The 13018-nt window shown below is 64.6% G+C and carries 10 protein-coding genes and 1 pseudogene; 4 read left to right on the plus strand and 7 right to left on the minus strand.

Going from position 1 to position 13018, the window contains the following annotated elements; all coding sequences use genetic code 11:
• The 7 genes and pseudogenes from selD to fdhF all read right to left on the minus strand — a co-directional run.
• Window positions 1-221: pseudogene (gene selD, locus Q0176_RS07885) on the minus strand (selenide, water dikinase SelD); the annotation flags it as partial.
• A gap of 462 nt (window positions 222-683) precedes the next feature.
• A complete protein-coding gene (locus tag Q0176_RS07890; RefSeq protein WP_299301184.1) occupies window positions 684-1595 on the minus strand; it encodes a dihydroorotate dehydrogenase in 912 nt (303 codons plus the stop codon).
• A 2-nt stretch (window positions 1596-1597) separates the two neighbouring features.
• On the minus strand, window positions 1598-2296 hold the full coding sequence (locus Q0176_RS07895; protein WP_299301187.1) for a dihydroorotate dehydrogenase electron transfer subunit: 699 nt from the start codon (window positions 2294-2296) through the stop codon (window positions 1598-1600).
• A gap of 152 nt (window positions 2297-2448) precedes the next feature.
• Window positions 2449-4008, minus strand: a complete 1560-nt coding sequence (mobB, locus tag Q0176_RS07900) for a molybdopterin-guanine dinucleotide biosynthesis protein B (protein ID WP_299301189.1) — start codon at window positions 4006-4008, stop codon at window positions 2449-2451.
• A gap of 43 nt (window positions 4009-4051) precedes the next feature.
• Complete coding sequence (glp, locus tag Q0176_RS07905) at window positions 4052-5308, minus strand: gephyrin-like molybdotransferase Glp (protein WP_299301192.1); 1257 nt, start codon at window positions 5306-5308, stop codon at window positions 4052-4054.
• A complete protein-coding gene (locus Q0176_RS07910; protein ID WP_299301209.1) occupies window positions 5305-5910 on the minus strand; it encodes a molybdenum cofactor guanylyltransferase in 606 nt (201 codons plus the stop codon). Before Q0176_RS07910 ends, glp begins: the two co-directional genes overlap by 4 nt.
• A gap of 196 nt (window positions 5911-6106) precedes the next feature.
• On the minus strand, window positions 6107-8851 hold the full coding sequence (gene fdhF / locus Q0176_RS07915) for a formate dehydrogenase subunit alpha (RefSeq protein WP_299301195.1): 2745 nt from the start codon (window positions 8849-8851) through the stop codon (window positions 6107-6109).
• A gap of 260 nt (window positions 8852-9111) precedes the next feature.
• On the opposite strand from fdhF, the gene nuoE reads away from it, so the two are divergent.
• The 4 genes from nuoE to Q0176_RS07935 form a co-directional block, all read left to right on the plus strand.
• The gene (gene nuoE / locus Q0176_RS07920; RefSeq protein ID WP_299301198.1) at window positions 9112-9600 is read left to right on the plus strand and encodes an NADH-quinone oxidoreductase subunit NuoE; all 489 of its coding nucleotides are present in this window, start codon (window positions 9112-9114) and stop codon (window positions 9598-9600) included.
• A gap of 66 nt (window positions 9601-9666) precedes the next feature.
• Window positions 9667-11277, plus strand: coding sequence for an NADH-ubiquinone oxidoreductase-F iron-sulfur binding region domain-containing protein (locus Q0176_RS07925; protein ID WP_299301201.1), 1611 nt, complete (start codon window positions 9667-9669; stop codon window positions 11275-11277).
• Between the two features lie 13 nt (window positions 11278-11290).
• Window positions 11291-12229 (plus strand): 2Fe-2S iron-sulfur cluster-binding protein, encoded by a 939-nt coding sequence (locus Q0176_RS07930; protein WP_299301204.1) that lies wholly within the window; start codon window positions 11291-11293, stop codon window positions 12227-12229.
• A 142-nt stretch (window positions 12230-12371) separates the two neighbouring features.
• The coding region (locus tag Q0176_RS07935) for an SIR2 family protein (RefSeq protein WP_299301207.1) at window positions 12372-13018 on the plus strand (647 nt) is incomplete at its 3' end.

The raw sequence follows: 13018 nt of genomic DNA on the forward strand, positions 1-13018 counted from the left end.
ACGCCGGCGTCACGGCAGACTGACTGACCGCCTTCCAGGATGCGGGCGATGACATCGTGCGGCAGCACGTTGATGGGCATGCCGACGATGGCCAGCGCCATCAGCGGCTTGCCGCCCATGGCATAGACATCGGAGAGCGCGTTGGTGGCGGCGATGCGGCCGAAGTCGTAGGGGTCATCGACGATCGGCATGAAGAAATCGGTGGTGGCGACGATGGCCTGCTCGTCGTTGACGCTTGACTGCAGCCAGTTCTGCCGCACGACCTCGGCCGCGGTATCAAGGACGGAGACGGCCGTATCGAAGCGCGCATCGATGGCTTTGGCGGAAGCCTTGACGGTGTCCATCGCTGCGGAATTCACCAGACCTATGATGACCGACCGGCCGCGGACATAGGTGACGGCCGTCATGGCCGCAATTACGAAGAGCACGAAGAACAGCATCAGATACAGCTTCCTGCGGATTGTCATTCGGAACGACCTCTCTCGTTATGATGGATTTCACGACGCCGCGGACCGGAACCCTGTCTTGGCATGGAGGCTATTATACCCCCCATTCCCGCTCTGAACCATTTGCAAACCATTTGCCGGCGTGACGATTTTGCCGTCTTTCCTCGGGTACTCGCGACCGCGTGCCGATCACAAGGGGCGAGAACGACGAAGCATGTGGGGGACCGGGGTTTTGAATCACACGATTCCCCGGATCTCGGAGAGGTTCGCGATACCCTCCTTCTCCATGAAGGCCTCGATCCCCTCGATGATATCCAAGGCGATGTCCGGGTTAGTGAAGGTCGCGGTGCCGACCTGCACCGCCGTCGCGCCGGCCATGATGAACTCCACCGCATCGCGCCAGGCGGCGATGCCTCCGATCCCCATGACGGGGATCTTGACCGCGTGGGCGACCTGATGCGTCATGCGCAGCGAGATCGGCCGGACGGCCGGGCCCGAGAGGCCGGCATAGACGTTCTCGAAGACTGGCCTGCGCCTGTCGATATCGACGGCCAGCGCGAGGTAGGTGTTCGTGAGCGAAAGGCCGTCCGCCCCCTCCTCCTCGCAGGCCCGGGCGAGGGCCACGATGTCCTCCGCGTTGGGGGAGAGCTTGACGACGAGCTTGTGCCGGCACTCCCGGCGCAGGATGCGGACGACCTCGCGCGCCGTCTCCGTCCTGACCCCGAAGTTCATGCCGCCCTGCTTCACGTTGGGACAGGAGATGTTGAGCTCCAGCAGGTCGAGCTTCGCGTCGTTGAGGAGCGAAACGCCCTCGATGTAGTCCTCGATGCTGTGCCCTCCCAGGTTGACGATGTTCGCCACGTCGTGCCCGTTGATCCAGTCGAGCTCGTCCTCGAGGAAACCGCGCACGCCGGGGTTCTCCAGCCCGATGCTGTTCATGAGCCCGCTGGGCGTCTCCCAGACGCGGATGCCCTCGTTGCCGCTGCGCGGGTTCAGCGTGAGCCCCTTGGAGGCGATCCCGCCGAGCCTCGAGATGTCGAAGTATCCGCCGAGCTCGCGCCCGAATCCGCAGGTGCCCGAGGCGAGCACTACGGGGTTCTTCATCGCGACCCCGGCGAAGCTCACCGCCGGGCACGCCGCATTCGCCATCGTCAGAACACCTCCTCTGCGGGGAAGACGGGGCCGTCCGTGCAGACCTTCCTGCGCCCCCTCGTCGTTCCACAGCTGCAGGCGAGACACGCGCCGAAGCCGCAGGCCATCCTCTTTTCCAGGCTGACGTAGAGCTTCGTCCCGGAGGCTCGGCATTTGCCGTAAAGCGTCCTCATCATGACCTCCGGACCGCAGGTCAGCACGCAGTCGTAGTCTCCGGGGTCGATCTCGTCCGTGATGAAGCCCCCGACCTTCACCGTGGTCCTGTCGCCGACGGCGCGGTACTCCTCGGCCAGCAGGACCTCGTCGCTGAAACCGAGAAAGAGGTCGACGGCCGTCGCCGGACCGTGCGCCCCGAGGGTCCTCGCGGCGAGGTAGAGGGGGGCGATGCCGGCCCCGCCGCCCACCAGGGCGACCCTTCCCGAGACGAGGGGAAAGGCGTTGCCCAGGACCCGCCCGGTCTCGACCGCGTCCCCCTCCCGGCACCGTGAGAGCAGGTCCGTGCCCTCGCCGACCGCCCGATACAGGAAGCTCAGCGTTTCGGCGTCGGCGTCGAAGACGCTGACGGGACGCGAGAGAAGGGGATAGCGGCCCCAGGCGCGCAGCATACAGAACTGCCCCATTCGGGCGCCGTTGGGCTGTGCCACCCTCATAAGATAAAAGTCCCGAGAAACTCGTCTGTTCGACAATACCTGGGGCACGGCACGCCCCTCCTTCGTTTACCGTTCAATTTTGGGGCTTGGAAAAAACGATATCATCTCACTGCGTCGAATCAAAGCCTCAAGGCTTCGCTTCGACGTAAGCGCCCAACGCGCCCCGCGAGGCTGACGCCTCACGGAAGGCGGTTGTCTGCTTACAGAGCATCGACCTCTTCGAGGGTGAGGCTGGTGGCCTCGGCGACCTTGGCGGGCTCCAACCCCATGCGAAGCAGCTTCCGGGCCGTCTCCATCCGGGCGAGCCGGATACCCTCGGACCTGCCAAGCTGAATGCCTCTTGCCTCTCCGAGCTGAATGCCCTCGGTCCTGCCGAGCTGAATGCCCTCGGTCCTGCCTTTTTCAATACCCTTGCGCTCCATGATGCTGACGTACATGCGTCCCGCCTCCTTCGCTCGTTCCAGCTCTTCTTCCCACTCCTCGTACTCCCGTGAGCTCCCGTCCTCCGTCAGATGAATAACACCCTCCATGAAGGTCAGTAACTGTGCCTTGTCATCGTGACTCCAGCCCCGCTTGTCCAAAAGGCCCAGCATCTCCTTAAGGTAATCCAGCTTGCGCGCCTCGCTGCCCCGGCTCTTCCACGCCCGAAGCCCCGCCAGATGCGCCCAATCGAAGGGGTTTTCGCTCGCCTTCAATGCTTCCTCGTCCCCCTCGTAAATCCTGAAAACCGGGAACTCGTAGCTCACCTTGGTCCTGTAGCCCTCCCAGCAATAGACGCCGCTCGACTGCGCCTTTGACAACGGCTCGATGAGAAGGGCCAACGCAATCACAGGCCTTCGGTAGCGTCCCTCCAGCAACCCCCGGTAACGGTGCATCCTGAGGGGAAAGTCCTCGTTTCCGCCCCTGCCTTGCACCTCCGCATGAAGGAGAATCCAGGCGTTTTCGCCGGAGCGGAGAGGAACATCCGCCAGGAGATCGACGAAGCGGTTCTCGTCCGGCTCTCCCCCCTCCGGCCTTCGGGTAAAACGTGCCAGCCGACGCAGTTCCTTATCGAGGAAAACGACGTCCCGTTTGTCGTCGATATCGCGGGCCAGCTCGGGCAGAAGAGAGTGGAGCATGGGGACGAAGAATCGGGACAGCAGGTCCTTCCAAAGCAGGTCGTCGCGGCGGGCCTCTCCACCGCCCTTCTCCTCGGTATTCGCCGGGTGATCCTTCCCCTTTAGGCTCATATTTTGACTCATGACCTCACCTCCGCGCGGCATTCCAGACAGGATCAGCCTGGCGATTCCCGCGACGTCGTCCGGGGCGAAGCACGGCGCCGCAAATGCGTTGGCGGTCTCCGGCCCCACTGCGGCCCAGACCGGCGGGGCTATCGGGACCGGCTCGCCCCCCAGGACGACGACCTTGGGCCATTCCGACCCCTTCAGTCCCTCGGCCAGGATCAGGTCCATGTCGGACATCAGGTCCAGGAGCGTCTCCAGCTCCGGCTCCCCGTCCCGGAAGAGCGCCCAGCGCCGAGCCGAGAATACGGCCGACGCCCTGGCGCCCGCCGCGCGGTGCCGCCAGCTGTCCGTCCCCTCCCGGTCCGGGCTCCCGCCCAAATCGAAATCGTGCCCGTCGTGCTTGAGGGTCCCAACGGCCAGGCCGAGCTCCGAGAGATGCCGCACCAGCCGTGCCATCAACAGCGTCTTGCCCGACTTCTTGGCCCCACAGATGCAGACGACCGGCGGGCGGGCGGTCAGGGGAAGAAGGAAAGACATCTCAACCGATCGAGGCGCTTGCGCGGCAGGCAGGGCCGGCCCCTTATCGGGCCCGCCAGATCCGCACGGCGTCGCCCGCGCGCAGCCCGCCGTTTCCGGCGGGGATGTCGATCAGCACGTCGCTGTCCGCCACATTGGCGATCATCCCCGGGGAGTTCTCCCCAGGCTCGGGCACACGGACGCGCGGGCCGTGGAGCGCCGCCCGCAGGAACCGGCGCATCGGGCTTCCCTTGGGGTAGTCGTTTTCCATCTCCGCCGTCTCCGGCCGCAGCGCCAGCCCCACGTCCCCCGTCAGGGCCGCGAGGACCGGGCGGACGAAGAGCTGGAGGTTCACGAACATCGCAAACGGGTTCCCGGAGAGCGCGGCCAGGACCGTCCGGCCCATGCGGACGACCATCACGGGGGTCCCCGGCTTCACCTTCACCCGGCGAAAGATCGTGTGGGCCCCGAGCCGGTCGAACACATCGTGAAAGATATCCTTGTCCCCCGTGGACACCCCGCCGGAGGTCACGACCAGGTCGCAGTCCGAGAGCCCGCGGATAACCTCGGCGACGTGCTCCACGTCGTCGGGCATATGGCCGAGGTTCCGGGGAGCCAGCCCATGGGCGAGCTCCCGGAGCGCGAAGTCCATGACCAGGGAGTTGGAATCTCGAATCTTTCCCGGTCCGAGGGGCGTCCCCGGCGGAACGAGCTCGTCGCCCGTCGAGAAGACGGCGATTCGCGGACGGCGGCGGACCGGGAGCAGGGCCAGACCCGACGAGGCCAGGACCCCGATGGACCGGGAGTCCACCCTCGTCCCCGCGCGCGCGGCGACCGCCCCGGCCCGGATGTCCTCGCCGCGAAAACAGTAGTTCTCGTGGCGCCTCAACGGGGACGAGAGGCGGATAGTCTCCCCGCCCTCCTCCACCCGCTCGAAGGGGACGACGCAGTCCGCGCCCTCGGGGATCGGGGCGCCGGTCATCAGACGCACGGCTGTGCCGGGGACGACCGCGATATCCCCCATGCGCCCTGCGTGGACCGTGTCCGCAACGGACAGGACGACGGGAGCGTCCGGAGCCGCCCCCTGCGTGTCCGCGCTCCGCAGCGCATAGCCGTCCAGCGGCGAACGGTCGAACGGCGGAAGGTCCCCCTCCATCCGGACAGCCTCGGAGAGCACCCGCCCCAGGCCCTCGGCCGGAGGGACCCGCTCCGTCTCGACGATAGGGGCGACGTCGCGTTCGATCAGCGCCAGCGCCGTCTCCAGCTCAACGCTCGTCCGGCCGTCGTTCCTCTCCCTGTCTTCCCTTCTGAGATCCCTCATGTCCGCCTCCCGTTTCCGCCGTTTCGCTCCCGCCGGAGCCCGAGGGCCCGGCGATAGTCCTCCGGCGTATTGATATTGAAAAAAGCGTCCTCCGCAAAGGGATAGCCGCCCTCCGCGACCAGGCGAACATGAAGCTCCGGTCCCTCCAGCAGGGACCGGAGCTTCAGGCGCCCTTCCTCCAGCAGCGCCCCCGCCCGCACCGCAAGCGAGGCGCGATAGAGCGCGCAGAGGGGCTCACAGCGCCCGCCCGGGTACGGCAGAATCACGTCCGCCCCGGGACGGAGCCCTTTCATATGCTCCACCAGACCGACATCGAAAAAGGGCATATCGCAGGGGAGCAACAGGACGAACTCCCCCCGCGCATGGGTCAGCGCCGCGTGGAGCCCCCGCATGGAACTGGGCGGGCCGCCGAGGTCCGGGACGAACCTCACGCCCGCAAGGCCCGGAAAGCCCGCGCGGCCCACGACCAGCACCTCGTCCGCGCAGGAGGCGGCCCGGTCCGTCATAACCTTCAGCAGCGGGACCCCGTCCAGAAGGAGCGACGCCTTGTCCCACCCCATGCGGGTGCTTTGCCCGCCCGCCAGCACCGCGGCCGTGAGCATGGACAAAAGCTAAAGACCGGAGAAAACTTTGGGGCTCTGCCCCAAACCCCGCCAAGGGACTTGTCCCTTGGAACCCTTTGATCTTTTCCGGTACGGGGGTAAAACCCCCGTACCGGAAAAGATAGATGGGGGTGCCGGGGAACTCGTTCCCCGGCCGGGGGCCTGGGGGCAGCGTCCCCAGAGTCTTTCCGGCCCTTTAGCCTTTGTCGAAGCCGACGACATGGCGCAGGTTGACGAACCGCTCGATCTTCACGGGGTCGTAGCCGCTCTCGACCTTTTCGATGCGGACGGCACAGACCTTGTACTCCGCGGTGAGCGTTATGGGGTCGTAGGCGCCGATGGTCAGCTCGTTCACGGGGGACTCCTTGAAGTGGAAGGTCATGAAGAGCGAGCCGGGCTTGACCCTGTCCGTGACCGTCACGCGGGTGACCACCTGTCCGCGCCGCGAGGTCACGCGGGCCAGCTGCCCCTCGGCAAGCCCCAGCCTGCGGGCATCCTCGGGGTTCATCTCCGCCATCTCGCAGGGCACGATGGCGTCGAGCGTCGGGGAGAAGCGTGTCGTGACGTTGTAGTGCTCCAGCCTGCGTCCCGTGATGAGCAGGAAGGGGTACTCCTCGCAGGGCGGCTCGGCCGGCTCCACATGCTCGATCGGGACCATTTTGCCCTTTCCGATGGAGAAGGTGTCCTTGTGGAGGTAGAGGGTCCCGGGGTGATCCACCGTCGGGCAGGGCCACTGCAGCCCCGTCGTCCCCATGCGCTCGTAGGTCATGCCGCGGTACTGGGGGATGGCGGCGCGCATCTCCTCGAAGACGTCCTCCGACGTCCGCCAGTCGAACCCCTTCGCGCCCATCGCTTGGGCGATGGATGCGACGATCTGCCAGTCGACGCGGGCCTCCCCCGGCGGCTCCACGGCCTTCCGGACGCGCTGCACCCGCCGCTCGGAGGCGGTGAAGGTCCCCTCCTTCTCAGCGTAGCAGGTTGCGGGGAAGATCACGTCGGCGAGCTTCGCCGTCTCGGACATGAAGATCTCCTGCACCGCGACGAACTCCATGGCCTCGAACCCCTTTTTGACGTGGTTGGCGTCGGGGTCGGTCATGACGGGGTCCTCGCCCATGACGAACATCGCCTTGAGGGTCCCCTCATGGGCGGCGTCGAACATCTCGGGGATCTTGTAGCCCGGCTTGCCGGAGAGCTTCCGCCCCCAGAGCTTCTCGAAGAAGGCCAGCTTCTCCGGGTCCGTCACCTTCTGGTAGCCCGGGAAGTCCGTGGGCAGCGCGGCCATGTCGCAGGCGCCCTGGACGTTGTTCTGTCCGCGCAGGGGGTTGATCCCCGCGCTCGGAAACCCGATATGCCCCGTCAGGAGCCCCAGGTTGGCGAGGTTCTTGACGTTGTTCGTCCCGCAGATGTGCTCCGTAATCCCGAGCGTGTAGAAGATGCCCGCCTTCCGGGTCGTGGCGTAGAGGCGCGCGGCCTCGTGCAGCTGCTCGCGCGGAATGCCCGTGATGGCCTCGACCCGCTCGGGAGTGTAGGACTCGATGCACTCCAGCAGGGCCTCGTACCCCTCGCAGCGCTCTTTGATGTAGGCCTCGTCCTGCCAGCCCTCCTTGACGATGATGCGCATCATCCCGTTGATCAGGGCGATGTCGGTGCCCGAGCGCAGGGGCAGCCACAGGTCCGCCATCCCCGCGAGCTCCGTGCGGCGCGGGTCCACGACGATCAGCTTCGTGCCCCGGCGCACGGCCTGTTTCATCTTGATGCCGATGACGGGATGCGCCTCGGTGGTGTTGGACCCGATGACGAAGAGCAGGTCCTCGTCCAGGATTTCGTTCACCGAGTTCGTCATGGCGCCGCTTCCCAATGAGGTCGCAAGACCTGCGACCGTGGGAGCGTGTCAGGTCCGGGCGCAGTGATCGACGTTGTTGGTGCCGATCGCCGCGCGCATGAACTTCTGGAATACGAAATTGTCCTCGTTGGTGCAGCGGGCCGAGGAGAGCCCCGCGACCGAGTCCGGCCCGTACCGCTCCACGATTTGGGAGAAACGGTCGGCGGCGAACCGGATGGCCTTGTCCCACGTCGTCCGCTCGAACTTGCCGTCCACCTTGATCAGGGGGTGGGTCAGCCGGTCCGGGCTGTGAATCAGGTCGGTGTGGAAGCGCCCCTTGACGCAGAGCTGCGTGCCGTTGATGGGGGCGTCCTCCGCGGGCGTCACGCCCACGACGCGTCCGTTCTTGACGTTCAGGTCGAAGTTGCAGCCCGTGCCGCAGAAGGGACAGGTGGTCCGCACCTTCGTGACCTCCCAGGGACGGGTTCCGACGAAATGCTTGTTGATCAGCGCGCCCGTGGGACAGGCGGCGACGCACTGCCCGCACATCCGGCAGATCTCGCGGTCGATGGGGCGGTCGAAGGACGTCGTGACCGTCGAGTTCACCCCGCGCCCCACGAAGTCGACGGTCCCCGTCACCTGAATCTCGCGGCAGACCCGGACGCACTTGCCGCACTTGATGCACTTGTTCTGGTCGCGGATCATGACGGGGTTGGCCTCGTCCAGGGGAAAGACGGTGTTCGTGCGCGGCCAGCGGCTCTTCTGGACCCCGTACTCGTAGCACAGGTCCTGCAGCTTGCAGTTCCCGACCTTCTCGCAGGTCAGGCAGTCCTGCGGGTGGTTCCCCAGGATGAGGTCCAGGAGGCTCTTGCGGTAGCGGACGATCCGATCCGTCTTTGTCTTGACGACCATGCCCTCCTTGACCAGGGTCGAACAGGAGGTCACGAGCTTCTTCGACCCCTCGAGCTCGACCACGCACATCCGGCACCCCGAAAACGCGGTCAGATGCTTGTCGTAACAGAGATTGGGAATCTCCACCCCCACCGAACGGGCCGCCTCGATGATCGTCGTCCCCGGAGCGACCTCGACGCCGTGTCCGTCGATATTCAATTTAACCAAGTCCGCAACCCCCTTTTCGCCACACTCGGGCTTCCTCCTCAAATGGCATGCCCTCAAAACGCCTGTCGGGCCCCATCCGGAAATTTCGATGAAAAATTTTTGGATGGTGGTCAATTCGGCATTTTGACGCTACAATAGGATCAGCCAAAAATTGAATGAAATGTTCAACTAGTCAACCTGCTGTAGATTGTACCATAACCGGGCGTCGGGGAGGGGTGTGTCCCCGGCTCCGCGGGCCGACACGGAGGGGGTTTCCTAGAATGGCTGTTTTCACGTTCGATATGGAGGCAAACCGCGAGAAGATTCAGGCGTTCCGTAGCTTCATAGACGACAACAGGTTGCGCAAGGGTGTGCTGATGCCCGTCCTGCAGGATGCGCAGTCCCGCTTCGGGTACCTCCCCAAGGAGGTGCTGGAGATCGTGTCGAAGGAGCTCAGGGTTCCGATGTCGGAGGTCTACGGCGTGGCGACCTTCTATTCCCAGTTCACCTTCATCCCCAAGGGGCGGCACGACATCAGCGTCTGCCTGGGCACGGCCTGCTACGTCAAGGGCGTCGAGACCGTCATGCAGGCCCTCGAGCGCGAGCTTGGAATCAAGGCCGGGGAGACGACCCCGGACCTCCAGTTCTCCATCACGCCGACGCGGTGCCTCGGGGCCTGCGGCATCGCCCCGGTTATCGCCATCGACGGGGAACAGTACGGAAACCTGACGCCGGAGAAGCTCAAAGCCACTCTGGACAAATACCGATAGGCCAGCCGGCGGAGGTTTCCTTGGGGGTTGCCGGTTCAGCGCGGAATACACGGGAGGGGAATGTCGATGACAGCTACGATTGTGGAGATGGTGAGGGGGCTTGACGCGGAGGCGCTCGTGAGTCTGAGGGAGAGTGCCCGTGCCCGTTTGGACGAACGTCTGCGGGAGAGGACGGACGTCGCGCTCGTCGACGGGGAGTATCGTCTGACCGGGAGCTTTTACGAGAAGCAGCTTCGGCTCGTGCTGCGCAACTGCTCCATCATCGATCCCAAAAATGTGGAGGATTACGTGGCGCTCGGCGGATACGCCGCCCTGTCCAGGGTCCTGACGGAGATGACCCCGGACGAGGTCGTCGGGGAGATGACGCGCTCCAACCTCAGGGGCCGGGGCGGAGCGGGGTTCCCGACGGGGAAGAAGTGGGCGGAGGCCCTCCGTCACGACGTGCCTCAGAAGTACATCGTCTGCAACGCGGACGAGGGCGACCCCGGGGCCTTCATGGACCGCTCCGTCCTGGAGAACGATCCCCACTCCGTCCTGGAGGGCATGGCCATCGCCGGCTATGCGGTCGGAGCGAATATGGGCTTCATCTACGTCCGTGCCGAGTACCCGCTGGCGGTGGAGCACCTGAAAATCGCCATCGCCCAGGCCCGGGAACGCGGCCTTCTGGGGCGCGGGATCCTGGGCTCGGACTTCGGCTTCGACATCGAGCTCCGGCTCGGCTCGGGCGCCTTCGTCTGCGGCGAGGGGACGGCGCTGATCGAGTCCATCGAGGGCAAGCGGGGGATGCCGCGGACCAAGGTCTACCGCACGTCCCACAGGGGGCTTTGGGACTGTCCCACGATCATCAACAACGTGGAGACCTTTGCGAACGTCCCCCTGATCATGGACAGGGGTGCGGACTGGTTCCTGGGGATCGGGACGGAGGACTCGCCGGGCACCAAGGTGTTCTCGCTCGTGGGCAAGGTGTGCAACGCCGGGCTCGTGGAGGTCCCCATGGGGACCACGATCGAGTCGATCGTCTACGGGATCGGCGGGGGCGCCGCGGAGGGGCACGAAGTGAAGGCCGTCCAGACCGGCGGACCCTCGGGCGGCTGCATTCCGCGGGAGCTGTTCGATACCCCCGTGGACTTCGCCTCCCTCGCGAGGATCGGCTCCATCATGGGGTCGGGCGGCATGGTCGTGATGGACGACTCCGACTGCATGGTGGACATCGCGCGCTTCTTCCTGGAGTTCACCGTCGAGGAGTCCTGCGGCAAGTGCGTGCCCTGCCGCGAGGGGACCAAGCGGATGCTCGAGACCCTGGAGAAGATTACCGGCGGGCGGGGCGAGGCGGAGGACCTCGCCGTCCTGGAGGACTTGGGCGACGTGATCACCGCCACCTCGCTCTGCGGCCTGGGGCAGACCGCCGCGACCCCGGTGCTCAGCACGCTTCACTACTTCCGCAGCGAGTACGAGGCGCACGTCGGGGAAAAAACGTGCCCCGCGCACGCCTGCAAGGCGCTGCTCTCCTACTTCGTCACGGAGAAGTGCATCGGCTGCACCCGATGTGCGCGCGGGTGCCCCGCCTCCTGCATCGCCGGCAAGCCCAAGGAGCGGCACGTCATCGACACCGCCCGATGCGTCAAGTGCGGAGCCTGCGCTGCCGTCTGCCCGGTGGGCGCGGTCGTGAAACGCTGAGAGGGCGGGCCCGATGGCGAACATTACCCTGAAGATCGACGGGCGGGAGGTCTCCGTCCCGTCCGGGACGACCGTCATGGATGCGGCCCGGGAGCTTGGAATCGAGATTCCGGCCCTCTGCCAGGATAAAAGCCTTCCGGTGGTCTCCGCCTGCCGTCTGTGCATCGTCGAGGTGGAGGGAAGCCGCAAGCTCCAGACCTCCTGCTCGCTGCTGGCCCGGGACGGCATGGACGTCCGGACCGAGACGGATCGGATCGTCCGATACCGTCGGGCGATCCTGCAGCTCCTGCTGGACAGCCATCCCAACGACTGCCTGACCTGCGACAAGGCCGGGGAATGCCTGCTTCAGAAGTACGCCTGGCGCTACGGGGTCCGCTTCCGCGAGCACGAGGGCACCCGCAGGCCCGACCGCATCGACCTCTCCAGTCCCTACATCGCCAAGGACGACAGCAAGTGCATCCTCTGCGGCAAGTGTGTCCGGGTCTGCTATCAGGTGGAGGAGGAGCGCCAGGTCCTGGCCTTCGCCGGGCGTGGGTACGGAACGCGCATCGTCGCGGACAACGATCGGACGCTGGAGGAGTCGAAGTGCGTCTCCTGCAATCGCTGTGTCTCCGTCTGCCCCGTCGGAGCCCTGACGGACCGGCGCGCCGCGCACAAGGGCAGGGCCTGGGACCTGACGAAGGAGGTCAAGCGCTGCCGCGTGTGCGACTACGGCTGCTCGTTCGAGGTCTTGAAGAGGAATGGAAAGGGCGTTGCGGTGAAGGCCCAGCCGCCCGGCCCCGGACGGCCGCTGTGCCTCAGGGGGCGCCTGACGACCGAGCTCCTGAACGTCGAGACGCCGGACGCACCGTACCGCAAGGTGGACGGCAAGTTTCAGGAGGCCTCCTGGGCCAAGGCGCTGGGGCTCCAGAGCCTGCTGGAACGGCTCTCCGAAGCGGACGCAGAGCATTGACGTCAGACATTAATTGACATCAAAATTGATATTGAGGCGGCGGGAGTATCGGCATTTCCATCGGTACTCCCGTCGTGGAATTTACGCCCCGGCTTGATGGTTTTTTTCCCGATCTTTGCGCGGAAAGAATAACGAAAAGGATGTGCTGATTATCACTACTCTGGACGAGCTCATCAAGTCACTGCCCGCCATTCCGTTTCTCTTTGTCGGCTCGGGGTTGACAAGGCGCTATTACTGTCTGCCTAACTGGCGGGAGCTTCTTGGGGTTTTTGCCCAACGACTGAGGAATGACGATTTTGCCCTGGCTCGTTATGAAAATATGGTGGGGCTGATCGATAATCCATTACCGGAGGTGGCCAAGCGCATCGCTGAGGAATTCAATGCACGATGGTTTGACGATCCTGGATGGCGTGATATCGATGAAGAGTACCTTACCGCAGTTCAAAACAACACAGCTCCCTTCAAAGCAGAAATTGCCACGTATATCAAAAGAAAATCCATTCCGGTTCCCGAATATGAAAATGAGATTGCCGCACTGGGCGAGCTTTCTCAAAAAAGCCTTGCAGGAATCATAACTACGAATTATGACTGCTTTCTGGAGAAAATCATGAAGGGCTACAAGACCTATATAGGGCAGGAGGAGCTGGTCTTTTCTGCCGTCTACGGTCTTGCGGAGATTTACAAAATACATGGCTGTATCAGTAGACCGGGAAGCTTGGTCATTACCTCAGCAGATTATGAGGATTTCAATTCCAAGAACCAATACCTTGCTTCAAAGTTGATGACCAT

Origin of the sequence: uncultured Fretibacterium sp., assembly GCF_938040765.1 — a bacterium.
Classification (GTDB): Bacteria; Synergistota; Synergistia; order Synergistales; family Aminobacteriaceae; genus CAJPSE01.